A 24,633-nucleotide genomic window follows, 5' to 3' on the forward strand; every position below is an offset into this window, starting at 1 on the left:
CCAGGTCTTCACGGCGCGGTGCTGATGCGTGTCATCCAGGCAAATAGCTCGGGCAGATCGTAGTCGCCGCTGTGCGGGCGGTCCCAGGGCAGCGCCAGGTCCACCGCATAGCCCCGGTTCTGCAGGGCGCTAGCCAGCATGACGGGCACGGCCAGGGAGGTATCGCGGTCCTTGGTGCCGTGGCGTATGCGCCAATGGCCGGCGGTGCTCGCCCCGGGCGCGCCGATATAGGCCATGGCGTTCATCATCTTCACTGTCTGCGCATCGGTCTGCGTGGCAGCCACCGTGCTGTGCTGGCTGGCCCAGGCGCTGAAATGCTGCGCATCCACCGCCGCCGTGCCGAACAGCTGGTTCTCGCCGCTGCTGAGGTCAAGCTCGTCGAATGCGGGCGGGGACTTCATGCGCCCCGCGTAACGCACATAGCCGGCCCAGTCCAGGCCGCGCACCACGCCGTTTTGCACTGTCAGCCAGGCCAGGCCCGACAAGTCCTGGCCCTGGTCCAGCGCGGTTTGTGCCGAGGCCAGCACTAGAGACTGCACATAGGCCTGGAAGCTGCCCTGGCCAGCGCTGTCCAGCGTCAGCGGCTGGCCTTGCGGGCCGCGCAGAGCCAGGCTGTTCAGGTAGGCGGGAAACTGGGCCTTCAAATCGGCCGACACGCGGATCTGCGCGTCCGTCAGGCTGCCCGCCACTTCCTTGCGCTGCACATTGAAGTCGAGCATGGACAGCTCGATCTTCTTGTAGTCGTTGATGCCGTTGAACAGCCATTCATAGGCGCTATCGGCGTGCTCCAGGTTGGTGATGGGGCAGTAGGCCGAGACGGCGAAGATGTCGTCGCGTGCCTCTGCCGCGCCCAGCGCCTGCAGTGCTGGCGCGTAGTCGGGGCTGTTGCCGCTGGCCCCCAGCAGAGCCGACAGCGCGCCGCCAGCGCTGGTGCCATTGGAGATGATTTTTTCGGCATCGCCGGGCATGCGCGCATCGTTGAAGCGCAGGTAGCGCACAGCCGCCTTCAGGTCGACGATGGCTGCCGGTGCCTTACCGGTAACGGCGGTACGGCCCCGCGCGCCGGGCGCTGCCACGACGAAGCCCTGGGACAAAGCCACGGCGATGGCGCTGGCCGGGGCAGTTTGGCCAGCGGCGGGGGGTGGACCGTTGCGGCTAGCGGGGGTGCCTGGCTTGGCCGGCATATAGCCGCCCACCTGGTTGGGCAGGAAGATAGGCGCTGTCTGCGCGTTAAAGCGCCCCACGGTCTGGCCGTGGAAGTAGGCCTCGGGCACATAGATATTCATGGCCTGGTAGCTCGGGTCCACCGGGTGAGCGACGTACACCAGGTTCTCGAAAGCCCGCACCGTGACGGTCTGGCCATCGACCAGCAGTTGCTGGGTTTGGTAATGGTTGGGGTCAAATTGCATGGAAACGGAGGGTGCGTCCGCACGCGGCTGAATGACAGGGCTGCTGCAAGCAAGCAGCAGGCAGGCCGTCAACGCGGCGGCGGCCCGGGGTACATGGCGTAGGTACATCATGGTGCAAGGATTATGGCCAGCACAGCATCGGCTGGCTAGCCCAGTGCTGTTCAAAAAATCAGACTGCCGCGCAGATTGCAACTGCGCAGGCAGCTATCAAAAGCAGAGCAATCAGCGCGCTGCGGGCTTGTCCCAGGCCTGCGGCGCGCTGGCACCGCCGGCCACCGAATACAAGGCACCGGGTGCATTACGGGTCTGCTGGAATTGCTCCAGCGTTTCGCCGCGCATGGCAGCGTAGATGTGCAGATTCGACACGCCCAGCACCGCACCCAACTTTTCCAGCACAAAGAAGATCGCGCCGTAGTGCAGCAGGCCGCGCCAGTCACGGGCGCGCAGCAGGCTGCGTTCCTGCTCAGACAAATCAGCGGCGGCAAAGCTGGCCTCGGGGTCGGCCAGGAAGGCGGCGCGGTGCGCGGGCTGCACCATGGCGTGCAGGTAGCGGTTCATCCGGTAGGCCTGCGCGCTGCGCTTCAGATCAAAGGGATAGGTGCCCTTGAGCGACTGGGCTCCATCCAACTGGCGCGCCATATGGGCCTGGTGGCGGGCGATCTCGCCGGCCTGCGCGGGGGCGGCCAGGTTTTCGTAGATGGCGGTGGCGATGCCGGTCATGGATGGCAGGTAGTAGCTCTGGTGCAGCTTGCGCACCTGGCTGGACAAGGCGCCGCGCATGGTCAGCCACATGATGACCTCGGCACCCTCCAGTCCGCCCAGCTCGGCATATTCGGCCTGGGTCATCTCAGTCAGGCGCTGGGGGTCGTTTTCAAACATCTCCAGGAAGCGGGCGTCCCAGGCCGGGTTGTTGAAGCCGGCGCGCTCACCATGCACCTGGTGCGACAGGCCGCCGGTGGCCACGATGGCCACGCGCAGGTCTTCGGGGTAGCTTTCGATGGCGCGGCGCAGCGCCTGGCCCAGCTTGTAGCAACGGCGTGCGCTGGGCACGGGAAACTGCAGCACGCCCATCTGCAGCGGCACGACCTGCACCGGCCAGGTAGGCTCGTGCGGGCACAGCATGGACAGCGGCGAAAAGCAGCCATGGTCCAGGGCCTTGTCCTGGAAGAAGGACATGTCGAACTCGTCCGCCACCAGCGACTGGCCGATGTGCGCGGCCAGCGCAGGGTGGCCTGGCACGGCCGGCAGGTCGCGCTCGCCGCCGCCTTCGTCGGCCACTTTCCATTCCGGCCCCACGCCCAATGCGAAGGCCGAATAGTGGTCGAAGAAGAAGGAGGTGACGTGGTCGTTGTAGATGAACAGCAGCACGTCGGGCTTCTTCTCGGCCAGCCAGGCTTGCACCGGGGCAAAGGCCTCGAAGATGGGCGCCCAGACCGGGTCGTCGCGTTTGTTGCGGTCGAACGCGAAGCCAATCGTCGGCGTATGGGAGGCGGCGATACCGCCGATGATGGTGGCCATAGTTCTCTTTCTAAATGGCGCTCAGTGCGCGCTCTGTGATGCGTAAGGAATCGTCGGGGTGGTCGCAATGCTGCGGCGGTTCAGCAAAATCGCCAGCCCGGCCAGCACCGCCGGCACGGCCAGCACGGTGAAGATGCCTTCAAAACCCCAGCCCAGGCTGAGCAGCACGCCGCCAATCGACGAGCCCATGATGCTGCCCAGGCGGCCCACGCCCAGCATCCAGCTCACGCCGGTGGCGCGGGCCATGGTGGGGTAGCAACCCGGGGCAAAGCCGTTCAGTCCGGTCTGCGCGCCGCTCAGACAGAAGCCCACGGCCACCACCAACGCCACGATGGACGCGGACATCAGACCGTTCAGGCCCATCACCACCAGGGCCACAGCCCCCAGGATGTAGGCACCGGCGATAACCTTGTTCGGATTCATGCGGTCCATCAGCCAACCGACCAGCAGCGCACCCACGGTGCCGCCCAGTTGGAACATGGCAGTCACATTGGCAGCACGGTCCACCGACATGCCGGCGTCTTTCATCATGGTGGGCAACCAGCTGGTGGTCAGGTAGATCACCAGCAAACCCATGAAGTAGGTCACCCACAGGGTGATGGTGCGCAGGCGAAAACCCTGGTGGAACAGCACAGCCAAGGGCTGGCGCGCACCCACAGCGGCTTCGCCAGAGATAAATTCACGCACGCCCTGCAAAGGGCTCTGGCTGACCTTGGCCAGCACCTCGCCGATTTGCGCCGTGGTGTAGCCACGGGTCACCATGAAACGCGCCGACTCGGGCAAGAAGAAGAACAGCATGGGCAACAGCAGCAAGGGCAAGGCGCCGCCCATCACCAGTACAGACTGCCAGCCAAACGCCGGTATCAGCGCGGCTGCCGCAAAGCCCACCATGGCCGAACCCAGGTTGAAGCCGGTGAACATGATGGCCACCAAAAAGGCACGTCGACGCTCTGGCACGTACTCAGACAGCAGCGTGGTGGCGTTGGGCATAGCCGCCCCCAGGCCCAGACCAGTCAGCAGGCGCAGCAAGGCCATCTCGGTGGGGTTGCGTGCGAAGGCGGTGAACAGGGTGCATAGGCCAAAGCCCAGCACCGAAAACAGCAGCACCTTGCGCCGGCCGAACCAGTCCGACGAGGAGCCCGCAAACAAGGCGCCCAGCGCCAAGCCGATGGGGGCCGCCCCCATCACTATGCCGAAAGCGGGGCGCGAGATATGCCATTCGGCCAGGATGGACGGTGCGATGAAGCCCATGATGGCAACGTCCATGCCGTCCACGGCAACTATCAAAAAACACAGCACCACCAGCCACCACTGGTTGCGTGAGAGGGGTCTGCTGTTGATGAATTCCCGGACGTTCAGGGTAGGGGCAAGCTGCATGGTGTGAGAGGTCTCCGTTGTAGTTTTCGAGTGCACTGGCGCAGTGCCAGACATGGCAAGGACCGCATTCTGGGCAGACGAACCGCTTCCCACCAGATGCCACAAAGCCCGCCGCGATAACCTCTGGTTATCAGGATTCCACACGCCCACACGAGTCGTTACCATGCGCCCCATGAAACTCACGACGCTACGGGCCTTGATCGCCACCATCGAAGAAGGCAGCCTGCGCAGCGGCGCCAGACGCATGCAGATATCACAACCCGCCCTCACCAAAATGGTCCGCGAACTAGAGGTAGAGCTGGCCACCACGCTGCTGGTGCGCACCTCCAAAGGCGTGTTGCCCACGGCCCAGGGCACGGTGCTGTACCAGCGGGCACTGGCGGTCTGCAAGGAGCTGGGTACGGCGGTGGATGAGATCAACCAGCTGGGCGGCAAGATGGTGGGTTCGCTGCACATAGGCGCGGTGCCGCTGGCGGTGATGCTGCTGATTCCTGAAACCCTGCGCACCTTTGGCCGCGAGTTCCCCGAGATCCAGCTGCGCGTCAGCGAAGAGCTGTACCAGGCGCAAATGCAGCGCCTGCGTAACGGCCATGTGGACATCGCCGTGGGTGGCATACCGACCGGCCTGTCGTCGGGTGAATTCGTCGTCGAGCCGCTGCTGCAAACCAGCATGGTGGTCGTGGTGCGCAAGGGCAGCCCGCTGGCGCGCGCCACCTCGCTACAACAATTGATGGGAGCCAAATGGGTCTACACCGGCGCCTCCAACGACACCGGTTACGCCAAGCTGCTGTTTGAAAGCCATGGCCTGCCCGCACCGCCGGTAGGCGCCATCGTGAACTCCACTCTGGCCCTGTTGTCGCTGGTCGCCACCGGCGACTTCGTGGGACTGATGCCGCAGCAGATCGCTACCCACCCCATGGCCGCACCGTTCCTGAGCCTGGTGCCGCTGGCAGAGGGTGGCTTTCCTCTCACCGTGGGCGCCATTGTGCGTAGCGACTCCGTACTGTCCCCCGCCATACGCCACTGCATTGCCCACCTGCATCGGGCGGCGCACCAGTTGTCACGCCAAAGTGCGGGCACTCTGCTGCCTTAGCGTTGAATCGGCTGCAGGTATTCCGCCCCATGACCTGGATCAAGTACAAGCCTCGCCAATCCACCTAAGCTGCAGCAGCTTGAAAGGACTCTGAACATGGCACAGCTGGAATGGAGCAACGCATTGGTCTTGGACCTGGCGGAAATGGACCACACCCACCACGAATTTGTAGACCTGTTGGCGCTGGTCGAAGCCGCGCCGGACGACAGCGTGGTACGCCACTGGGCAGAACTGATCACACACACCGAAGCGCATTTCGGCCAGGAAGACGCGTGGATGCGCGACACCGGGTTTTCATCCTCCAACTGCCACAGCCTGCAGCACAAAGTGGTGTTGCAGGTGATGCGCGAAGGCCTGCGCAACGGGCATGATGGCAAGCTGGACGTGGTGCGCGACATGGCCCGCGAGCTGGCCGCCTGGTTCCCGGCCCACGCCCAGTCGATGGACGCCGCACTGGCCCTGCATTTGCGCGGCATAGGCTACGACCCGTCCACCGGCCAGGTCGCTATGCCACAGGCCCTGCCAGATACGCCCATCCACGGCTGCGGCGGCGCCAGCTGCTCCGACAAGGCACGCCAGGCCGAGACCAGCACCGCCTGATGCGGCTCGGGGCTCGGCTGCCTGCACAATGCTGCCTTCGCTTGACACCATCACCAGCAAAGGCAGCACCATGGCAGATACGCCCACCGTCGTTCCGGTTTACCCCCCTGTAGAACCCTACCGCAGTGGCACGCTGGCGGTGGACGACATCCACACCCTGTACTGGGAAGAATGTGGCAACCCGGACGGCGTGCCGGTGCTGTTTCTGCATGGCGGACCGGGCTCTGGCACATCGCCAAAGCACAGGCAATTCTTCGACCCCGCGTACTACCGGATCGTGCTGTTCGACCAGCGCGGCGCGGGCAAGTCCACGCCGCTGGGCGATGTCCGCAACAACACCACCCAGCTGCTGGTACAGGACATTGAACAACTGCGCGAGATGCTGGGCATTGGCCAGTGGCTGGTATTCGGCGGCTCCTGGGGCTCCACCCTGGCGCTGGCCTATGGCGAAACCCATCCCGAGCGCTGTACCGGTTTTGTGTTGCGCGGTATCTTCCTCTGCACCCGGGCCGAGGTGGACTGGTTTCTGAACGGCATACGCTGGTTCTTCCCAGAGGCGCATGCGAAGTTTGCCGGCCACATCCCCGAGGCCGAGCGCGGCGATTTGCTCAAGGCCTACGTGCAGCGCCTATTCAGTGACGACCGGGCTGAAAGCCTGGCCGCAGCCCGCACCTGGAGCCGCTATGAAGGCAGTTGCCTGCACTTGCTGCCGCACCCGGAGGTGGCGGATGCCTTTGGCTCCGACGCGGTCGCCCTGGGCGTGGGCCGGCTGGAAGCACACTACATGCGCAACGGCGCTTTTCTGGACGAGAACCAGCTGGTGCGCGACGTGGGGCGCATCCGCCACCTGCCGGCCACCATCATCCAGGGTCGATACGACGCTGTCTGCCCGCCGCGTTCGGCCAAGGCGCTGCACGCAGCCTGGCCCGAAGCCAGCTTCACGATGGTGGAAGACGCAGGCCATGCGGCGTTTGAGCCCGGCATCGCCACCGCGTTGGTCGCCGCTACCGAGCGCTTCAAGCTAACCGGCCGGCTGTAGTCCGGCGACAGCAACCTATTTCAGCCCCAGAATCCAGGCGGCCAACTGCCGGGCCTCCGCCTCGGACACCTGGGGGTTGGCCGGCATCACGTCCATTTGGTCGGTGGGGCCGCCATGGATGATGGTGTGGGCCAGCTTATCGACCATGCCCCCCTGGCCCGCGTACTGGGCAGCGATGTCCTTGAACGCCGGGCCCACGACGGCCTGGTCCACCGCGTGGCATTCCAGGCAATTTTTGGCCTTGGCCAGCGCAAGCCCATCGGCCGCGACGGCCAGGACCGGGCCCAACAGCATACCCAGAACCAGCAAGCATTGTTTACGCAATTCCATCCTGCCCCCCTTTTGAAAACGCTGAAACGGCGAGCCTGGTTCAGTTCAGATACACCGACTCTTTGAACGCCAGGTCCGCAGGCCGGCCAATATTGACGGCCCAGTCGGCCATCATGCTGGCCGGCATAGCCTTGGCAAACAGATAGCCCTGTAGCTCGTCGCAATGAAGCGCCGTCAGCACGTCGCGCTGGGCGGCAGTTTCCACGCCCTCGGCCACCACACTGAGGCCCAGCGCGTGGGCCAGTTGCACCACGGCCTCGACGATGGCACGGGCGTCGGAACTGGTCTCCAGGTCCTGCACAAAAGACTGGTCTATCTTCAGCTGGCTGACGTGCAAGCGGCGCAGATAGGACAGGCTGGAGTAGCCGGTGCCAAAGTCGTCGATGGACAGCTTCACACCGATCCGGCCCAGGTTTTCAAAGGCCTTGAACGTGCCTTCCGCATCCTCCATGGCCACAGACTCGGTGATCTCGAAAATCAGCAGCGCTGGGTCAACCGCGTGGCGCTGCAGAGCCAGCTCCACGCGCTGCACCAGGTCGTCCTGGCGCAGCTGGTGTACCGACAAATTGATGGCCACGCGGATGCGCAGGCCCTGGGCCATCCAGGCACGCATCTGCTGGCAGCCTTCTTCTATGACCCAGTTTCCGAGGCGGTTGATCAGGCCAAAACGCTCTGCCACCGGGATGAAAACAGCAGGGCTGACCATGCCGCGCTCCGGGTGGTTCCAACGCAACAGGGCCTCCACCCCGGTGATGAGACTGCCGCCAGCACCCACCTTGGGCTGGTAGTGCAAGGCCAGCTCGCCCCCATTCTCCAGAGCCCTGCGCAGGTCGTGCTGCAGCTCGATCTGCTCGCGTATGCCGGCATTCATGTGCGGCTCAAAAAATGCGTAAGCCGTGCCACCACCGCGCTTGGCGGCATACATGGCAGCGTCTGCATTGGCCATTAGCTGGTCGCGCGCGCCATCGGAGGGGTACATAGCGATGCCGATGGAACAGGACAGCCGCACCTCGTGCTCGCCGCCGGTCACAGGCTGGGTCAGCGCGTCGATGACGCGCTGGGCGATCTGCGCCGTGGCGGTGGTGTCCAGCCCGCCCTCCAGTAGCAGCACAAACTCATCGCCACCGACGCGAGCCACGGTATCGGTGGTACGCGCCACGCTGGCCAGGCGCTGGGCCATTTCGCGCAAGACCATGTCGCCAAAGCCGTGGCCGAAAGAGTCGTTCACCGGCTTAAAGCCATCCAGATCGACAAACAACACGGCCAGCAAGGTGCCGTCGCGCACGCTGCGCTCCACCGCCAAGGCGACCCGGTCGTCGAACAGCAGCCGGTTCGGCAAGCCTGTCAGCGCATCGCGGAAAGCGAGTTGCTGCAGCTCGGTATTGGCTTTTTGCAAGGATGCGGCCAGTACCTCGGCCTTGCTTTGCATGCGCGCGTCGATGACGGAGGTCAGCATGGTCATGGTCAATAGCACCACAGTGGCCACAGACACCAGCAGACCCAGGCCATCACCGCCCAGCTCGTTCTCGCTCAGGCACAGCGACCCCAGGGGGAAAGAGGCCGCCGCCATGCCGGTGTAGTGCATGCCGCTGATACCCGCCCCCAGCACCAGTGCCGCCACCAGCTCCCAACGCCGGGCAGCCCAGCCCGTCTGGCGGCGCAACCAGAAAAAGATCAGCAAGGCCACTGCCGAGGCCCCCACCGCAACCGCCACCGACGCCAGCACCCAGGGCGTGGACCAGCGGATGCCGGGCACCATGTCCATGGCCGCCATGCCGGTGTAGTGCATGGCGCAGATGCCCGCGCCCATGGTGATAGAGCCGCCCACCAGGCGCGCCGTGGTCAGGCGATTGCGGCTGGCGACATACAGGGCGATTGCCGATACCACCACGGCCGCCACCCAGGACAGCGCCGTCACCACGTAGCCATAGCCCACGGCAAACGGCAGACTCATGGCCAGCATCCCCACAAAGTGCATGGACCAGATGCCGGTGCCCAGGGCCAGCGAACCACCGGCCCACCAGCCAATGCTCAGCAAGCGGTCCTGCACGCGCACGCGCTTGGCCAAGTCCAGCGCCACATAAGACGCAAAACTGGCGATCAAATAGGAAACCACCACCACCCAAGGGGCGTAGCTGACATCAATAAATGGGGTATCCATGGCGGCCCTGTTGGATGAAAGGAAGTGCGCCAAAGAACGTATTCAAAGGGCTCACAAGTGCCGGTAATTATCCAAGATAGCAAATGCCCGTGTGTGCTCCGTACTACCTATGTGGCCGCAGGCAATGGCAGATCCAGCACCGCCTCCAGGCCCGGCTGCGCGGGTCGCAAGATGAGCTGTCCGCCGTGGGCCTGCGCCACCAGACGGCACAGGTACAGCCCCAGCCCCACACCACCGGTGCCACGCTGGCGCGCCGTATCGGCCCGGTAAAAGGGCTCGGCCAGTTGGGCCCATTGCGCGTCGGCCACGCCGGGCCCGTGGTCACGCACGCGCAGTTGTACGCCCTGCCCCAACCGCTCCAGATGCACCTCCACCGGCCCCTGGCCGTGCAGCTGGGCGTTGTGCACCAGGTTGCGCAGCAGCAGGCGTAGACGTGCGCGGTCCAGCGGCCAGACGGGCAGACCGGGCTGCAAGTGCAGCTGCACGGCCGGGTCGGTTACCACCTCTCGCACCAGCTCGGCCAGGTCGGTGGGCTCCAGGTACAGGGCCGCATGCGGGCTGGCCAGGCGCTCGCTTTCCAATAGGTCGCTAACCAGGTCGCGCATCAACGCCAGGTCGCGCAGCAGGGGCTCGCGCAAGGGTTGCAGCTCGGTGGTTTCGGGCAGCAGCTCGGTGTTCAGGCGGGCACGGGTCAGAGGTGAGCGCAGCTCATGGCTGATGGCCAGCAGCAGGCCGCGTTTGGCCTCCAGCATCTGGTGGATGTCTTGCGCCATGGTGTTGATGCGCTGGGCCAGGTCGCCCAGCTCGTCCCGGCGGCGCAGCGGTATCGGCTGGCTGAAATTGCCAGAGCCATAGCGCTGCGCACCCAGGCGTATATCGTCCAACGGGCGTAGCAAGCGGCGCACCACGGCATACGCCACGGCGGTCAGCAGCAGCAAAACACCCAGCGTGCCCCATACGATGAAGTGGCGCGACTGCGGCCAATCCTCCGTGTCGCTCAGGCCCAGGCCCAGCACCACGCGCGTACCGTCGGCGGTGGTGCGCGACAGCAGGCCAGGCTCGCCATCGTCACCATGTCTGCGGCCCCAGCGGCGCTCGAACTTGCCGGGATGCGAATCCCAATGCACTTGCGGACCATCCAGGCGCACCGACAAAGGCAGGCGCTGCACCAGGGCCTGGGCCCGTTCGATGCTGGGCGGACTGCCCAGGTCGGCCACCAAGTGGTCCACATAGTCGGCCAGCAGCGGCCGTGCCGCAGCACGCCAGCCCCCGGAAAAAGCCTGCTGCATGCCGCCCACAAAAGCAACCGACATGGCCAACGCCAGCGCCAGGAACAAGCCCACCAAGCGCCAGCGCAACGAGTGTTTGAAAGCATGGCGCGCCCTGCGCCAGCGGGCCGGGCGGCTACGCACGACCTACCGCCAACGAGTAACCGGCGTTACGCCAGGTTTTGATGCAGTCCAAGGGCTCCAGCTTCTTGCGCAGGCGGCTGACCAGCAGGTCCACCGCCCGGGTTTGCAGCTCGGCCTCGTGGCCGCGCAGGCGGTTCAGGATGTCGTCACGGCTGAAGACCTTGCCAGGCTCGCGCGCTAGCAGGGCCAGCAGTTCGAATTCGGTGCTGGTCAGCTCCACCGCCTGGCCTTGGCGCCGCACACTGCGGGTGTCCAGGTCGATCGCCAAGCCATCGAACAGCAATTGCTGCAGCGCACCGGGCTGGCGCTGGCGACGCAGCACGGTCAGCAACCGGGCGACCAGCTCACGCGGCTCGAACGGCTTGGGCAGGTAATCGTCCGCCCCCAGCTCCAGGCCAACCACCCGGTCCATCACCTCGCCACGCGCGGTGAGCATGATGAGGGGGATGTCGCTGTCCTTGCGGATGGTGCGGCACAGGGCAAAGCCGTCCATCTCGGGCAGCATGACGTCCAGGATGGCGGCATCCAGCCCGCCCTGGCGCAGCAGGGCCAGCCCGGCGCTAGGCGTCAGCGCGCAGACCAGCTCCAGCCCAAAGCGCTGGAAGTACTGGGCCAGCGGCCCGCCCAGCTGGGCGTCGTCATCGATCAGGAGGATTTTCGGCATGCTGGATTCTCACCTCAGGCTGCAGCCTGGGGATGAGTCACTACTTCAACCGTGGCGCCACATGCCGCCCCGGCGCTGCAGGAAGTCGCGCACCTGTTGCTGCTGCGTGGGGTTTAGCGCGTCATAGAAGTCGCCAGCGGCGGCAATCACATCGGGGCTCTTGCTGCGCAGGGCGGTGGTCTTTTCCTCCACTATGGCCTGGGCGCGGCTGCGGTTGAACTTGGCGCCGTTGACCAGGTCAAGCATGTCGGCACGCGGGTCGCCGCCGGCCATCAAGGCCTTGCGCTGTTCTTGCAGCTTGTCGCCTAGCACGCCTAGCAGCTGTTTCTGCGCATCGTTCAGCTCCAGCTTCTTGCCGACTTTCTCGATCATCTTGCCGCGCATCTCGGCGCTGCGCTCTTCGGTCATCGGACCGCCAAAGCCATGCTCTCGGTGGCCCATGCAGGCGCTGAGGCCGCCAGCCAGGATGCCGGCGCCCATCAGGCCAAACAAGGTGCGTTTCAGGTTTCTATGGAAGCGAAATTTCATGGTGTGACCCCGTGGTTAATCAAGGTCTCCATGGTGCCGGGCGGTGGCCGGCGGGTCTTCTCGGCGCCGTATCGGTTTGTGTCGTTTTATGTCGCCAACAACAAGCAACACATAGGATACGCTATATTTTTAAGAGCACCCAGTGCAGATAGTACCTGCGCTATCGACCCATTTCACCCAAGGCAACGCTGAACAAGTCCCTCGCGGTCTGCTCACCCCTGGCCTCGGGCGGTCTGCGGCGTTGCAAATCCTCGCCATAGCCCAAGCTATGTCTGCGGTTTGCGCCTAGCATCCCATCCCGATCCAGGGCACGCAGTCTCGCGGAGACTTATTCCGCGTCGCCCTAAGCGAGCTTGAACGCCGCCACACTCTGCAGCAACAGCTGGGCCTGCGAATTCAGGCTGCTGGCGGCGGCGGCGCTTTCTTCCACCAGGGCGGCATTCTGCTGCGTCACCTGGTCCATCTGGGTAATGGCCTCGCCCACCTGGGCTACGCCCTGGCTTTGCTCGGTGCTGGCCGCGCTGACCTCGCCAATGATGTCTGACACACGGCGGATGGCATTGACCACCTCGGTCATGGTGCTGCCAGCCCTGGCCACGAGGGTCGTGCCCAGGTCTACCTGGTTCACGCTGTTGTCGATCAGTATCTTGATCTCCTTCGCAGCAGTCGCGCTGCGCTGGGCCAGGCTGCGCACCTCGCTGGCTACCACGGCAAAGCCTCGGCCTTGCTCGCCTGCACGGGCCGCTTCCACGGCGGCGTTCAGCGCCAGGATGTTGGTTTGGAAGGCAATGCCGTCGATGACGCTGATGATGTCGCTGATCTTCTTCGAGCTGTCGTTGATGCCCTTCATGGTGTCCACCACCTGGCCCACCACGTCGCCGCCCTGCACCGCCACGCTGGAGGCACTCACCGCCAACTGGTTGGCCTGGCGCGCGTTGTCGGCGTTGTGCTTGACAGTGCTGGACAGCTCTTCCATCGATGCCGCAGTTTCTTCCAGCGCGCTGGCCTGTTGCTCGGTGCGGCCGGACAGGTCGCTATTGCCCTGGGCGATTTCGGCGCTGGCGGTGGCTACGCTGTCTGAGCCTTGGCGCACGGTAGAAACCACATGGACCAGGCTTTCCTGCATTCCTTGAAGTGCTTGCAACAACTTGCCGGTTTCGTCCTGAGAGTCAGATTCGATGCGTATGCTCAGGTTGCCTGCCGCGACGCGCTCAATGGCATCCACCGCAACTGCCAGCGGACGGGTGATGGATCGAATCAGAAACGTTGAAATCGCGATGGCCAATGCCAGACCAACCAAGCAAAAGCCAATCAATATGGACCGCGCCGTGCCGTAAGCATTTTCGGCAGTGACGCTTTCGTTTTTGCCCCCAATGCTGTTGAGCTCCACCAGCTTATCCAGTGTGCCGCTGAAGTTGTCGTACAGCTTTCGGGACTCACCTTCCAGCAGGGCTTTGGCGGCGTCGTTTTCGTTCTTGCGCGACAAGGCGATGACTTTGTCGTGGATTTGCATGTATTGTTTAAATGCCGACGAATAGCTGTCGTAGAGCTTTTGCTCTTCGGGGCTGCTGATCATGGGCACATAGACTTTTTCATTCTTGGATAAGTTAGCCAGCACGTCGGCCATGTCTTTCTCTATGGTGGCCATTGCAGCATCGTTGGTGTTCAACACGTGCTGCATCTCAGCAACGCGCAGGTCCGACGTGTTGGTGTTCATCTGGTTGATCTTCTCTACAGAAGGCAGCCAATTGGCGGTGATTTCATGTGTGCTCTTCCACATGGTGGCCATTTGCAGCAGTGCAGCCGCAGAAATTGCCAGCATGATCACGACCATTAGCGCGAAGGCGCCAATAAGACGCGTAGAAATCTTGACGTTCTTCATAGCAATATCCCTGCAGTTGTATCGGTTGACTCTAGCGCTTCGGCGCCGCTTCCCGCAACAGCGTTTGCCATTAATTTTTCAATGTCCAGCAAGACCAACATGCGTGGGCGATCCGCATCTCCCAGCGTGCCAATACCGGTGATGTAGTCGGCGTCCACAGAGTTATCGAATTGCGGCGCAGACCGTATCTGCTCTTGCGTGAGCAAGGTCACATCACTGACCGCATCCACCACGGCGCCCACCAAGCCTTGGGCCAGGTGCAGCACGATGGTGACGGTCAGCCGGTCAAACCCGGCCTCCACCAGGCCCAGGCGCAACCGCAAATCCACGATGGGCACGATCACACCGCGCAAGTTCAGCACCCCCCGGATGTGGGCCGGCGCGCTGGCGATGCGGGTGGGTGGCTCGTAGCCACGTATTTCCTGCACCTTCAGGATATCAATGCCGTACTCCACGCTACCCAGCCGAAACGACAGGTATTCCAGCGTGGGGCCGGCTTGCACGGCGGCAGTAGAAACAGATGGCAAACTTGTAACAGTCATGGCGATACCTGAAAGTGGAAACTGATGGCTTAATTCTATTTAAAAATGCCAAATTTAATACAAATGATTTGCAAAAAGAGGTTTTTAATCAAATAATAGCCAATAGATCACACTACGCAGAGAATACATGGGCTTTTGACGGCACGGCAACGTGAAAAAAATCGCAAATATGATACTTACATGTACCAGCTGCTTTGAATGATTCTTGCGGCTCAGCACCGCACCCTGAGGCTCTTTTTTGACCTGTTTGGGTGCATTTTGTAAACCATAAAAATACAATTTTTCGGGGTCTCCATAGCCTCCCACCGGGGGCACGCCGGCACAGAGCCAAGCCTGAACCGAAGCCAGGAAGCTATTTAATCCATAGCTGCAACTGCAGCACAGACAAGCGCCAAGACAATTTTCGTCTCGGCACACTTTACAAATTTCAGATCAAAACCGCGCTAGTTTTTGGCAAGATGCAGGCCATGCACCGTGGCAGATAGTTCATAGTTTTTTGTTGCAACTTACATAAAGTAACATCCAGGCATTGAACAACGCACCACGCCAGCCGAACGCCGTTTACTTGTCTCCACAAGCCCATGCCCAAGATCAAAGTCATACGTCCCTGGCTGACGTTGAACACCACCACTCGGATGTTTATTCCGATACTGGTGCTGTTCGCGATCGCGGGTTCGGTGCGCTACGAGCTGATGGTCAAGAACGAAGCCGTGGCCGCCCAGGAGCGGTTTCAGCTGGCGTTGCGCCAGGTTCCGCTGCTGCTGGTGCCGGCGCTGGCCGATGCACTCACCCACCCCACTCCGGGCCGGCTGGAAAGCCTGCTCAGAAGCCAGTCGCAAGCCAACCCCGAATGGGATAGCCTGGTCTGGCAGCCCGCTAGCCAGGCTCCATCTTCATCTGTTACGCAACGCAGCACGGCCGCCATACCGGCCCAATATCCGTCCTGGCTCACCCGCCTGGTGCCCATCCACCCGCATACCGCGCACTTCGAAGTGCCTGGTGCAGCGGATAGCGCTACCAGCGCCGGCGTGCTGACGATCCAGGTCAGCCCCGTGCCCTCGCTCAACAGCGCCTGGACAAAGCTGCGCGCCCAACTGTGGGCCGCCGGCCTGACCGGGCTCTCCATACTGCTGCTGATGGGCTGGGTGGCCGGCACCAACAGCCGCATGGTGCGCCGCCTGGTCAGCGCCACCAACCGCTTCAAGCGCGGCGACCACAACGCCCGCATGGAAGTCACCGGCCCGTTCGAGTCCCGTGCGCTGGCGCTGACCTTCAACAATATGGCCAACGAAGTGCAGTCCCTGGTGGCCTCACTGACCCAAGCCCAGACCGCGCTGATGAACGAGAAAGAGCGCGCCGAGGTGACGCTGGCGTCCATCGGCGACGCGGTCATCACCACCGACATGGAGGGCCGCATCGAAACCCTCAACGCCCTGGCCCAGCAGCTCACGGGCTGGAGCTACGAGCAAGCGCATGGCAACAGCCTGGGCCTGGTGTTCGAGCTGCTGAACGACGCCATGGAAACCAGCGCCTTCGAGGCCGCCCCGCCCCTGTACCTGACCGAAACCGTGGTGCACGCCACCAACCAGATCCTGCTGCACCCCTCCGGCGAGCGCTGCGCCATCGAGTACACCGCCGCCCCCATCCGCCAAGCCGATGGCGGCGCGGTCGGCTGCGTGCTGGTGTTCCGCGACGTCAGCGAGAAGAGCCAGCTGATCCAGGAAATCTCCTGGCAAATCGGCCACGACGTGCTCACCGGCCTGCACAACCGGCCGGCCATGCAAGAGCTGTTCAGCCTGGCCATACTGCAGGCCCGCCACCACCGCAAACAGCTGGCCATCTGCCTGCTGGACCTGGACCACTTCCAGCCCGTCAACGAGCGCTACGGTAGCAACTACGGCGACCGCCTGCTGCAGGCCGTGGCCAGCCGCCTGACCCAGTACGCCGGCGACGACCACGGCCTGGCCCGCCTGGGTGGTGACGAGTTCGTGCTGCTGCTGAAAGACCAGAACGACCAGGCCGAGGTGCTGCAGCAGGTCGCCAAGGTGCAGGCATTGCTGTCTGCCCCCTATGTGCTGGATGGCCACACCATCAACCTTACCTCCAGCATCGGCATTGCCATCTACCCGCAGGACGAAGCCCCGCTGGACACCAACCTCGACATCCTGCTGCGCCACGCCGACCAGGCCATGGTGCAGGCCAAGCAGACCGGGCGCAACCGTTTCCATGTGTTTGACGCCCAGCTGGACCAGGAAGTGCACACCCACCACCAGCAGCGCACCCGCGTGCGCCAGGCCATGCTGGACGGCGAGCTGCGCCTGTACTACCAGCCCAAGGTGAATATGCGCAGTGGCCAGGTCTTCGGCATGGAAGCCCTGCTGCGCTGGCAGCACCCGCAGGATGGCCTGCTCGGCCCCTACCACTTCCTTCCCCTGGTGGAAAACACCGACGTCATCATCGACATCGGCGAATGGGTGCTGCTGGAGGCGCTGCAACAAATGCAGCGCTGGGCAGCCCAAGGGCAGCAGTGGGTGGTCAGCGTGAACATCGCGGCCCGGCACTTTCAGCAGCCCGACTTTGTGGAGCGGCTGGCCAGCATCCTGGCGCGCGTGCCCGAGGTCTCGCCGCAAATGCTGGAGCTGGAAATTCTGGAATCGGCTGCCCTGGAAGACGTGCAGCACATGCGCAATGTGATGGCCTCGTGCCAAAAGCTGGGCGTGCAGTTTGCGCTGGACGACTTCGGCACCGGCTACTCGTCGCTGGCCTACCTGAAGCGACTGCCCGCCAACACCTTGAAGATCGACCAGTCCTTTGTGCGAGACATGCTGGACGACCCGGACGACCTGACCCTGGTAGACGCCATCGTCGGCCTGGCCAAGGCCTTTGACCGGGGTGTGATCGCCGAGGGCGTGGAAACCATCGCCCACGGTCTGTTGCTACTGCAACTGGGCTGCGACTGGGCCCAGGGCTATGGCATTGCCCGCCCCATGCCGGCCGAGGCCGTGGCCGATTGGGCCAGCCGCTTCACCTCGCCCGAGGCCTGGCGCGTATGGGGCGCAATGCCCTGGGCTCCGGGCGACTTCCCCCTGCTGCTGGCCGCACACGACCACCAGGCCTGGGTGCAACAGATCGCCGACATCGCATCGACCGAAGGTCAAAGCGAGCAAACCGCCAGCTACCCCGAGCGCTTCAGCAATTGGTATCTGCAACGCGGCCAGGCGGAATACGGCCACCAAAGCGAGTTTGCCGCCGTGGGAACCCATCTGCAGTCGCTGCGCAGCGCCGGCCTGGAAGTGCTGCGCCTGCAGATCACCGGCGCCAGCGCCGAGGCCAAGGCCCAACTGCCCCGGCTGCAACAACTGCAGGCCAGCTTCGCCCAGCAGCTGGACGGGCTGCTGTCGGCCTGCGCCGAAACGGCTGGCCACCAGCCTTCAAAACCGCTACTCTTTTCATAGCTGCTTGCGCAGGATGCACCTGCGCCAGAGCGCTATTTGCCTAATAATCCACTTGCCTCAGATCGTGACCACGGGCATTCAAAACCCCGTTCGCCCCGAGCCAAGTAGCTAATCAGGCCTATTTATCCACATTCGCCTGCAGCCAGGCGCTGACCTGGGCCTGGTCGGTCAGGGTGCGCAGCGCCATGAAAGCCAGCTCGGCCTCGGGGTAGCGGCGGCGTAAAAAATTCAGCCATTGCTTGAGCCGGCCGGCGCGCTGGCGCGGCTCCAGCTGGCTGCACACCAGCTGCCAAAAAGCCATGATCTGTGGCCGTATTTCACTCCAGGGCACATGCGGCGTCAGGCCGTCCCCATCAGCCCCCGAATCCGCACGGATGGCCCAGCCCAAGCCCGGGTCGGCCACCATGCCCCGGCCCAGCATCAGCGTGTCGCAGCCGGACTCAGCGCGGCAGCGCCGGGCGTCCTCCACGGTCCATATCTCGCCATTGGCCACCACCGGAATCCGCACTGCGGCGCGGATGTCCTGGATGCGGTGCCAGTAGGCCGGCGGGCGGTAGCCGTCGGCCTTGGTGCGCGCGTGCACCACCAGCTCGTCGGCCCCGGCATCTGCAATCGCCAGGGCGCATTCCACGGCCCGGCTGTCGTCATTGAAGCCCAGGCGCATCTTGGCCGATACCGGCTGATCCGCCGGCACGGCACGCCGCACGGCGGCTACGATGCGCGCCACCAGCTCGGGCTCGTCCAACAGGGCCGCGCCGCCACCGTGGCGGTTCACCACCTTGGCCGGGCAGCCAAAGTTCAGGTCAATCCCCATGGTGCCCATGCCGGCCAGGCGCGCCGCGTTCTCGGCCAGGCAAGCCGGGTCCGAGCCCAGCAGCTGCGCCCGCACCGGCACACCGGCCAGCGTGCGCCCGCCGTTCTGCAGCTCAGGCACATAGCGCACAAACACCCGCTCGGGCAGCAGGGTGCTGGTGATGCGGATGAACTCGGACACGCAGCGGTCCACCCCGCCCACCCGGGTCAGGATGTCGCGCAGCACAAAGTCCAAAAGCCCCTCCATAGGCGCAAGGAGGAGCTGCATCAGAGGCGATTCAACATGGGTTCAAGGGGCACCACCACGCGCATGGGCGGCCCCGCCCAGGGATACCGTGGAACCGGCTCCGCCGGGCCACTGGTATCGCCCCCTTCAAGGGGGTTGGCGAAGACACGAAGTGCGTAGCCTGGGGGTGTACTTAGAAACTGCCTACGAAATCCTTCTTGCCAACTTCCACGCCGTTGTGGCGCAGGATGTCGTAGGCCGTGGTGGTGTGGAAGAAGAAGTGCGGCAAGGTGTAGTGCAGCAGGTAGGCGTTGCCTTGCAGGGTCTTCTCGTTAGGCGTACCGGGACGCAGCACGATGGTGCGTTCGCTGCCGCCGTCGATGGACAAAGCTGGCACGCTCTGGATGAACGCCAGGGTCTTGGCGATGCGGGCCTGCAGGTCGGCAAAGCTCACTTCCGTGTCTTCGTAGGCAGGCACATCCACACCGGCCAGGCGGGCCACGGCGCCCTTGGCGAAGTCGGCGGCGATCTGCACCTGGCGGGTCAGCGCGAACATGTCGGGGAACAGGCGGGCCTGCAGCAGGGCGTTGGGGTCAATCTTCTTTTCGGTGGCGTGGGCTTCGGCCTTGTGCAACACGCTGCTCAGACCACCCAGGATTTGCACGAACAGAGGGACGGAGGCTTGGTAGACGGAGAGAGACATAAGAAATTCCAGTGAGGGTGAAAGAGGCGAGAGTCTACGGCCTTCCCCGCCGGTTTGCTGGCCCACCCCTGCCAATCACCCGCCGGCCGGTGGTATTCGGCGTCGCTACAGAAATAATAGCTGGCAGCGCAGGTTTTATCTGCACTGCAGGCCAATTTGATGCATTTATTCTTCCGTGTCGTCGTCAGGGCCGGGCGTATCGTCGTCTTCGTCGTTCTGTAAACGCGCGTCCAGGCGCTGGCGCAACGATCCAGCCTCTTGCAGCCACTGCGCCACCGGCACAGGCTGGGCCAGGCGCCAACTGGGCGGGTACAAAGCCGCCATGTAGGGCGCGCTCTGGTTGCGGTCCTTCCAGACCATGGCAGCACCGCAGGCCACCGCCAGGAACAGCACCAGCACGGCCATCGAGGTACGGCGGTGCTCGGCCACGATGCGCAACTGCAGGTACAGGCCGCCGGCCATAGCCAGCACATACGACAGGCTGTGGAAGCGCGACACCCCATCCCACCCCAGAGAAAAGCCCAGGAAGGTGGCCAGGTACATCAGCGCGTCTACCGCCACCATGCTGCCCAGCACGATGCGCACATGGCGCCAGAACTGCGGCAGCCCGGTGAAGAGCTTGGTGGCCAGTGCCCACACGCCCGCCCACAGCAATGCCACGCCCATCAGCAGCCCCACGGAGAAGCCCAGCTTCTGCATGAACTGCGACGACTCGGGCACGGCCAGCCAGACCTCACCCCACGTCAGCCCCAGCACCAGTGCCAGCAGCGCCAGGGTTGCTACCAGGTTGTGCCAGTCGAAGCGCGGCATCGCTACCTCAGGCGCCAGCGGCTGCTCGGCCAAACGCAGGCGCAGGCGCAGGCGGCCCACGCCCAGTTCCTGGCCGTGCAGCCAGTTGAACTGGGTGTCTCGGGGGTAGTGCTTGCCAGCCTGCTGCACGCCGTTCACGGTGTCCAGCACATGCACGGCCAGGGCACCGGGGGCGGTAGCCTCGATGCGCACATGCTCAGGCGCTACGTGCAGGTCGTCCAGCACCAGGTCGGCATGCAGGGCGCGCCCCACGGTGACCGGCCAGCGCACGATGGGCAGCCGCTGCAGGATGGCACTGCTGCGGTCCAGCACCTCCAGCAAGCCCAGCACGGTGTGCGCTTCGGCAGATGCAGATGCAGGCGCAGGTGCCGACACGGATGCGGGCCCTGCAGGTGGAAGGTTGGCGGCAGCCATGGCGTGTTCCAGGGTACTCATTGCGCGCCCACCCATTTGAAAGCGTTCACGTAATGGGCGGCCAGCGCCAGCCCGTTGTCAAAGCCCACGCCATAGGCGTCCATGCGGGCGCGCACACCCTGTGTGGGCTGGTTCACCGACGTCACCACCACCGACATGTCGTACAGGCCACGCAGCTTACGAAAGGCATTCATGCAGATGACCGCACGCAAGGCCATGCCGCCCCGGTCCACATAGCGCTCGGTGCATTCGGCCGCTGTTTTCTGCGCGTTGGACTGGGCCATAAAACGCTCCGACTCCATGCGCCCGCCGAACAGCGTGGCAAAGCGCAGCGCCCCCAGCTTGGGCGCGTCATAGGCCTCGTGGTGCACCTTGATGAAACCGGTGGTGATCTGGCCGGCAAACAGCTGGCTGTCCACCTGGCAATCCGTCGCCTCTACCGCGTACGACTTGAAGCTGGCATCGCTGGCCCGGCCCCAGCAGCGGGCCATGGCGTCGTCTGGCACCGGCACGCTGTAGCCCTGGTGCATCTGCGCCTTGAAAGGCGTGGCGATGAAGCGCTTGGCCAGCGCGTCCTGGTGCAGCAGCAGCTGGCGCGTGACCTCGGCCTGCCCGGCCTTGCCGATAGGCGGCAGCATGGCCGCACGCGCCACCAGCGCCTGGGCGAACTCGGCCGGCACCAGAAAGCTGACCAGCTCGCCATCCAGCCGCTTGGACACGTTCACGCCGATCACCTCGCCCGCGTCGTCCAGCACCGGGCCGCCGCTCATGCCGGGGTTGATGGCCCCGCTGAAAAAGATGCGCGGGTAGAAGCTGCGCTGCACCGTGCCGTTGTAGGTGCCCTCGGTCACCGCAAAGCCGATGTCCAGCGGATTGCCCAGCGAATACAGGCGCTCGCCGCGCTCCAGCGGGCGGGCGGCAGGCCGGAAGTCCAGCGCAGGCCGCTCACCCGCAGCGTCGCGCACGCGCAGCAGAGCCAGGTCGTGCAGCACGTCAAAAGCCAGCAGGTCTACCTCGGCCTGCTTGCCGTCTACCGACACCATCACGCCACGGTAGCGCTCGGGCTCCAGCGCCAGCTGGCTGGCCACGTGGAAGTTGGTCATCACCAGGCCATCCACCGACACGAAAAAGCCCGAGCCTACGCTGGACTGGGTGTTCGTATCGCGCACCAAGGTGCGTATCTGCACCAGCTTTTCGCGGGCGCTTTGGTAGGCACGCTGGGCGTCGCGCGACACCGCGTCCTGGTGCGCCGGCGCGGGTACGGCCGCAGGGGTCTGCGCAAATGCCGTATGGCAGCCCAGCGCGGCGCAGCACAGGGCCAGTCGGCGGAGAAAGGGGTGAAGAAAGATCATCGTTTCATTCTAGGGTGCGGGGGCCGCTGGGTGGGGTCCGCATGCTCCTGAATCCAGAGCAGCGTGCGCAGGCATTATGCGCACTGCGGGCCCATTTAGCTGGCAAACCCATGGGTGTGTAAATCCGCTGTACCCGGGTGGCGTATCGGGGCAAAGGATCTAGGCTCGCTATCTTAGGGGTGCGGTGCTAGACTGATTTTTCGACGCAGGCACGCTCTGCCGCCCTGCCACCCCATAAAAATTCCAACCGGAGATCAACATGATGGGTTCACGCCGTACCTTCCCCCAGTCTTTACTCGTAGCCGCAGCCCTGGTCGCGGGCCTGGGCGCATGCAGCTCCATGCAGCCCTCTAACAAGGTCACCCTGACCGGCGCCATGAGCAGCGCCAATGAGGTGCCTGCCAACGCGTCCACCGGCACCGGCCTGGCCGAAGCCTGGCTGGACAAAAGCACCAATGTGTTGAACTGGAAGATCACCTTCTCCGGCCTCACCGGCCCGGCCACGGCGGCACACTTCCACGGCCCTGCCGCTGCGGGCGCTAATGCAGGCGTGGTCATCCCCTTCAGCAGCAGCACCAGCCCGCTGGAAGGCCAGGCCACGCTGACCCCCGCCCAGGTAGCCGACCTGCTGGCCGGCAAGTGGTACGCCAATGTGCACACCGCCATCAACAAGGGCGGCGAAATCCGTGGCCAGCTAGTGCCCAAGATGTAAGCTAGCTGGCGGCCAGACCGCTACTGAATCCATAGCTTCCAGCGCAGGCACCACCTGCGCTGGAAGCTATTTTCATTTGTGCGTGTCATTCAGCAATTTCGTTCAATACCTGCGGCTGCAGGCGCCCGACACTGCACGGCATCCATCCCCACCCCGGAGTGCCATGCTGTCGATACTGTTGCCCATGTTTCTGTTTTGCCTGGCCGGCGCCATCTCGCCTGGGCCGGTGAATGTGATCGCCGCCCACCTGGGTGCCCGCCAGGGCTTTGTGCGCGCCCTGCCGCATGTGCTGGGTGCCAGCCTCAGCTACGCGGCCATCGTCTGGCTGGTGGGCAGTGGCCTGGGCGGCGTGCTGCAGGCCTACCCGGCGCTGGCGCAGGGGCTGCAGTACCTGGGCGCGGCCTATCTGCTGTACCTGTCGGCCCGCATCGCCACTGCGCCCCCTCGCAGTGCCGAAGCCCCCGCGCCCGAGGCCCGCAGCGCCTGGCTGCAAGGCGTGCTGTCGCAAAGCCTGAACCCCAAGGCCTGGATAGTGGCGCTATCGGGCGTGGGCCTGTTTGTGGCGGCCGGGCCAGACAGCCCGGCGCTGCTGCGCGTCTTTTGTGCCATGTCGGGTGGGGTCTGCTGTGTGTCGGTGGGCGCCTGGGCTGCGCTAGGCACCGTGCTGCGCCGCTGGCTGGCGCCCGCACGGCACCAGTTGCTGTTTAATCGCGCCATGGCTTTGATGCTGGTTGCCGCCGTGGCAGCCATGCTGGCCTAGACCCTGAAAGGTAGGCTTATGCAACAGTTGCGCCGCAGCGCCCTGCTGCCCCATGTAGAAATGCGCCGTGTCACACAGGGCACCACCTGCTACGACACCCATTCGCACGATGAATTTTCGTTTGGCGTGGTGGACGCAGGACACGCCACCTACAGCAACCACCGGCACCAGGCCGCCATCCACCAGGGCATGGCGGTGTTCTTCAACCCCGGCGACGCCCATGCCTGCAACCCGCGCCCCGGCCAACCCTGGTCGTACCGCATGCTGTTTGTCGACACCGCCTGGGTTGCCCGCCTGCAGGCCGAAAGCGCGTGGCACGGCGGCGGTGACTACGCGCCCTTCGCCCTACGGCACAGCAACGCACCTCGGGTCTACCAGCAGTTTGACCAGCTATTCAATACCCTGGAGCAAGACCACAGCGCAGCCGCCGCCGACGCCCAGTTGGCAGACTTTTTACGGACCCACTGCTTTGCCCAACCCCGCGCTGCCCAGGCCCAGCCCACCGGCGCACTGCAGCGCACCCGCGACTGCATACTTGACCAGCTGGCCAACAACCTCACGCTGGACGACCTGGCCCACACCGCCGGCCTCAGCCGCTACCACCTGCTGCGCAGCTTCAAACAGGCCTACGGCCAGACGCCCCACGCCTTCCAGCTGGACCAGCGCATCAACCAGGGCAAACAACTGCTCAAGCGCGGCGGCAGCCTGGCCGACGTAGCCCATAGCCTGGGCTTTGCCGACCAAAGCCACTTCCAGCGGCACTTCAAACGGCGGCATGCCGTAACGCCACGGGTCTACCAGCAGTCGCTGGCGTTCGTGGCCTGAATGCCAAG

21 protein-coding genes are annotated in these 24,633 nt (G+C 64.3%); 7 read left to right on the forward strand and 14 right to left on the reverse strand.

Annotation, left to right across the window (positions count from 1 at the left end; genetic code table 11):
* Nucleotides 1-8: 8 nt before the first annotated feature.
* From AC4BBN_RS03185 to AC4BBN_RS03195, 3 genes are all read right to left on the reverse strand, one after another.
* A complete protein-coding gene (locus AC4BBN_RS03185; protein WP_490590497.1) occupies nt 9-1,520 on the reverse strand; it encodes a subtype B tannase in 1,512 nt (503 codons plus the stop codon).
* A 111-nt stretch (nt 1,521-1,631) separates the two neighbouring features.
* Nucleotides 1,632-2,927, reverse strand: coding sequence for a gallate dioxygenase (locus tag AC4BBN_RS03190; RefSeq protein WP_490590498.1), 1,296 nt, complete (start codon nt 2,925-2,927; stop codon nt 1,632-1,634).
* Between the two features lie 21 nt (nt 2,928-2,948).
* Nucleotides 2,949-4,304 carry an MFS transporter gene (locus AC4BBN_RS03195; protein ID WP_490590499.1) on the reverse strand — a complete coding sequence of 452 codons (1,356 nt, stop codon included), beginning with the start codon at nt 4,302-4,304 and terminating at the stop codon, nt 2,949-2,951.
* Between the two features lie 172 nt (nt 4,305-4,476).
* Here AC4BBN_RS03195 and AC4BBN_RS03200 point away from each other — a divergent pair, with 172 nt between their 5' ends.
* The 3 genes from AC4BBN_RS03200 (at nt 4,477) to pip (ending at nt 7,036) form a co-directional block, all read left to right on the forward strand.
* Nucleotides 4,477-5,397 (forward strand): LysR family transcriptional regulator, encoded by a 921-nt coding sequence (locus AC4BBN_RS03200; RefSeq protein ID WP_490590500.1) that lies wholly within the window; start codon nt 4,477-4,479, stop codon nt 5,395-5,397.
* Nucleotides 5,398-5,493: 96 nt separating this feature from the next.
* Nucleotides 5,494-5,997: a hemerythrin domain-containing protein gene (locus AC4BBN_RS03205; protein ID WP_490590501.1), complete on the forward strand. Its 504-nt coding sequence runs from the start codon at nt 5,494-5,496 to the stop codon at nt 5,995-5,997.
* A gap of 70 nt (nt 5,998-6,067) precedes the next feature.
* Nucleotides 6,068-7,036 (forward strand): prolyl aminopeptidase, encoded by a 969-nt coding sequence (gene pip, locus AC4BBN_RS03210; protein WP_490591382.1) that lies wholly within the window; start codon nt 6,068-6,070, stop codon nt 7,034-7,036.
* 15 nt (nt 7,037-7,051) lie between these two features.
* On the opposite strand, the gene AC4BBN_RS03215 is transcribed toward pip, so the two are convergent.
* The 7 genes from AC4BBN_RS03215 to AC4BBN_RS03245 form a co-directional block, all read right to left on the reverse strand.
* Nucleotides 7,052-7,330 (reverse strand): c-type cytochrome, encoded by a 279-nt coding sequence (locus AC4BBN_RS03215; protein ID WP_490590502.1) that lies wholly within the window; start codon nt 7,328-7,330, stop codon nt 7,052-7,054.
* 76 nt (nt 7,331-7,406) lie between these two features.
* On the reverse strand, nt 7,407-9,527 hold the full coding sequence (locus AC4BBN_RS03220; RefSeq protein ID WP_490590503.1) for a putative bifunctional diguanylate cyclase/phosphodiesterase: 2,121 nt from the start codon (nt 9,525-9,527) through the stop codon (nt 7,407-7,409).
* A gap of 107 nt (nt 9,528-9,634) precedes the next feature.
* Entirely contained in the window at nt 9,635-10,939 is a 1,305-nt protein-coding gene (locus AC4BBN_RS03225; RefSeq protein ID WP_490590504.1) for a sensor histidine kinase, read from the reverse strand.
* Nucleotides 10,932-11,603, reverse strand: coding sequence for a response regulator transcription factor (locus tag AC4BBN_RS03230; protein ID WP_490590505.1), 672 nt, complete (start codon nt 11,601-11,603; stop codon nt 10,932-10,934). Before AC4BBN_RS03230 ends, AC4BBN_RS03225 begins: the two co-directional genes overlap by 8 nt.
* Before the next feature lie 45 nt (nt 11,604-11,648).
* The gene (locus tag AC4BBN_RS03235) at nt 11,649-12,131 is read right to left on the reverse strand and encodes a Spy/CpxP family protein refolding chaperone (protein WP_490590506.1); all 483 of its coding nucleotides are present in this window, start codon (nt 12,129-12,131) and stop codon (nt 11,649-11,651) included.
* 343 nt (nt 12,132-12,474) lie between these two features.
* The gene (locus tag AC4BBN_RS03240; RefSeq protein ID WP_490590507.1) at nt 12,475-14,013 is read right to left on the reverse strand and encodes a methyl-accepting chemotaxis protein; all 1,539 of its coding nucleotides are present in this window, start codon (nt 14,011-14,013) and stop codon (nt 12,475-12,477) included.
* The gene (locus AC4BBN_RS03245) at nt 14,010-14,555 is read right to left on the reverse strand and encodes a chemotaxis protein CheW (protein WP_490590508.1); all 546 of its coding nucleotides are present in this window, start codon (nt 14,553-14,555) and stop codon (nt 14,010-14,012) included. The genes AC4BBN_RS03240 and AC4BBN_RS03245 overlap by 4 nt, the downstream gene beginning before the upstream one ends.
* Nucleotides 14,556-15,136: 581 nt before the next feature.
* Between AC4BBN_RS03245 and AC4BBN_RS03250 the strand changes: the two genes are divergently transcribed.
* Complete coding sequence (locus AC4BBN_RS03250; RefSeq protein WP_490590509.1) at nt 15,137-18,010, forward strand: putative bifunctional diguanylate cyclase/phosphodiesterase; 2,874 nt, start codon at nt 15,137-15,139, stop codon at nt 18,008-18,010.
* A gap of 118 nt (nt 18,011-18,128) precedes the next feature.
* Here AC4BBN_RS03250 and AC4BBN_RS03255 read toward each other — a convergent pair whose 3' ends face one another.
* From AC4BBN_RS03255 to AC4BBN_RS03270, 4 genes are all read right to left on the reverse strand, one after another.
* Nucleotides 18,129-19,091, reverse strand: a complete 963-nt coding sequence (locus tag AC4BBN_RS03255) for a tRNA dihydrouridine synthase (RefSeq protein WP_490590510.1) — start codon at nt 19,089-19,091, stop codon at nt 18,129-18,131.
* Between the two features lie 151 nt (nt 19,092-19,242).
* Nucleotides 19,243-19,752, reverse strand: coding sequence for a DUF1993 domain-containing protein (locus tag AC4BBN_RS03260; RefSeq protein WP_490590511.1), 510 nt, complete (start codon nt 19,750-19,752; stop codon nt 19,243-19,245).
* A 165-nt stretch (nt 19,753-19,917) separates the two neighbouring features.
* Complete coding sequence (locus AC4BBN_RS03265) at nt 19,918-20,997, reverse strand: FHA domain-containing protein (RefSeq protein ID WP_490590512.1); 1,080 nt, start codon at nt 20,995-20,997, stop codon at nt 19,918-19,920.
* On the reverse strand, nt 20,994-22,328 hold the full coding sequence (locus AC4BBN_RS03270; protein WP_490590513.1) for a S1 family peptidase: 1,335 nt from the start codon (nt 22,326-22,328) through the stop codon (nt 20,994-20,996). Before AC4BBN_RS03270 ends, AC4BBN_RS03265 begins: the two co-directional genes overlap by 4 nt.
* 262 nt (nt 22,329-22,590) lie before the next feature.
* Between AC4BBN_RS03270 and AC4BBN_RS03275 the strand changes: the two genes are divergently transcribed.
* From AC4BBN_RS03275 to AC4BBN_RS03285, 3 genes are all read left to right on the forward strand, one after another.
* Entirely contained in the window at nt 22,591-23,040 is a 450-nt protein-coding gene (locus tag AC4BBN_RS03275) for a CHRD domain-containing protein (RefSeq protein ID WP_490591383.1), read from the forward strand.
* A gap of 163 nt (nt 23,041-23,203) precedes the next feature.
* Nucleotides 23,204-23,800, forward strand: coding sequence for a LysE family translocator (locus AC4BBN_RS03280; protein ID WP_490590514.1), 597 nt, complete (start codon nt 23,204-23,206; stop codon nt 23,798-23,800).
* A gap of 18 nt (nt 23,801-23,818) precedes the next feature.
* Complete coding sequence (locus AC4BBN_RS03285; protein ID WP_490590515.1) at nt 23,819-24,625, forward strand: helix-turn-helix transcriptional regulator; 807 nt, start codon at nt 23,819-23,821, stop codon at nt 24,623-24,625.
* Nucleotides 24,626-24,633: the final 8 nt, after the last annotated feature.

This window comes from Rhodoferax sp. SPJ21 (assembly GCF_058216335.1).

What these genes read in the sequence shown, in the direction of transcription:
- AC4BBN_RS03185 (WP_490590497.1), bottom strand. Translation starts at nt 1,520, where the DNA reads ATGATGTACCTACGCCATGTACCCCGGGCCGCCGCCGCGTTGACGGCC.
- AC4BBN_RS03245 (WP_490590508.1), bottom strand. Translation starts at nt 14,555, where the DNA reads ATGACTGTTACAAGTTTGCCATCTGTTTCTACTGCCGCCGTGCAAGCC.
- AC4BBN_RS03190 (WP_490590498.1), bottom strand. Translation starts at nt 2,927, where the DNA reads ATGGCCACCATCATCGGCGGTATCGCCGCCTCCCATACGCCGACGATT.
- AC4BBN_RS03200 (WP_490590500.1), top strand. Translation starts at nt 4,477, where the DNA reads ATGAAACTCACGACGCTACGGGCCTTGATCGCCACCATCGAAGAAGGC.
- AC4BBN_RS03250 (WP_490590509.1), top strand. Translation starts at nt 15,137, where the DNA reads ATGCCCAAGATCAAAGTCATACGTCCCTGGCTGACGTTGAACACCACC.
- AC4BBN_RS03280 (WP_490590514.1), top strand. Translation starts at nt 23,204, where the DNA reads ATGCTGTCGATACTGTTGCCCATGTTTCTGTTTTGCCTGGCCGGCGCC.
- AC4BBN_RS03255 (WP_490590510.1), bottom strand. Translation starts at nt 19,091, where the DNA reads ATGCAGCTCCTCCTTGCGCCTATGGAGGGGCTTTTGGACTTTGTGCTG.
- AC4BBN_RS03240 (WP_490590507.1), bottom strand. Translation starts at nt 14,013, where the DNA reads ATGAAGAACGTCAAGATTTCTACGCGTCTTATTGGCGCCTTCGCGCTA.
- AC4BBN_RS03265 (WP_490590512.1), bottom strand. Translation starts at nt 20,997, where the DNA reads ATGAGTACCCTGGAACACGCCATGGCTGCCGCCAACCTTCCACCTGCA.
- AC4BBN_RS03195 (WP_490590499.1), bottom strand. Translation starts at nt 4,304, where the DNA reads ATGCAGCTTGCCCCTACCCTGAACGTCCGGGAATTCATCAACAGCAGA.
- AC4BBN_RS03270 (WP_490590513.1), bottom strand. Translation starts at nt 22,328, where the DNA reads ATGATCTTTCTTCACCCCTTTCTCCGCCGACTGGCCCTGTGCTGCGCC.
- pip (WP_490591382.1), top strand. Translation starts at nt 6,068, where the DNA reads ATGGCAGATACGCCCACCGTCGTTCCGGTTTACCCCCCTGTAGAACCC.
- AC4BBN_RS03275 (WP_490591383.1), top strand. Translation starts at nt 22,591, where the DNA reads ATGGGTTCACGCCGTACCTTCCCCCAGTCTTTACTCGTAGCCGCAGCC.
- AC4BBN_RS03235 (WP_490590506.1), bottom strand. Translation starts at nt 12,131, where the DNA reads ATGAAATTTCGCTTCCATAGAAACCTGAAACGCACCTTGTTTGGCCTG.
- AC4BBN_RS03220 (WP_490590503.1), bottom strand. Translation starts at nt 9,527, where the DNA reads ATGGATACCCCATTTATTGATGTCAGCTACGCCCCTTGGGTGGTGGTG.
- AC4BBN_RS03230 (WP_490590505.1), bottom strand. Translation starts at nt 11,603, where the DNA reads ATGCCGAAAATCCTCCTGATCGATGACGACGCCCAGCTGGGCGGGCCG.
- AC4BBN_RS03215 (WP_490590502.1), bottom strand. Translation starts at nt 7,330, where the DNA reads ATGCTGTTGGGCCCGGTCCTGGCCGTCGCGGCCGATGGGCTTGCGCTG.
- AC4BBN_RS03285 (WP_490590515.1), top strand. Translation starts at nt 23,819, where the DNA reads ATGCAACAGTTGCGCCGCAGCGCCCTGCTGCCCCATGTAGAAATGCGC.
- AC4BBN_RS03260 (WP_490590511.1), bottom strand. Translation starts at nt 19,752, where the DNA reads ATGTCTCTCTCCGTCTACCAAGCCTCCGTCCCTCTGTTCGTGCAAATC.
- AC4BBN_RS03205 (WP_490590501.1), top strand. Translation starts at nt 5,494, where the DNA reads ATGGCACAGCTGGAATGGAGCAACGCATTGGTCTTGGACCTGGCGGAA.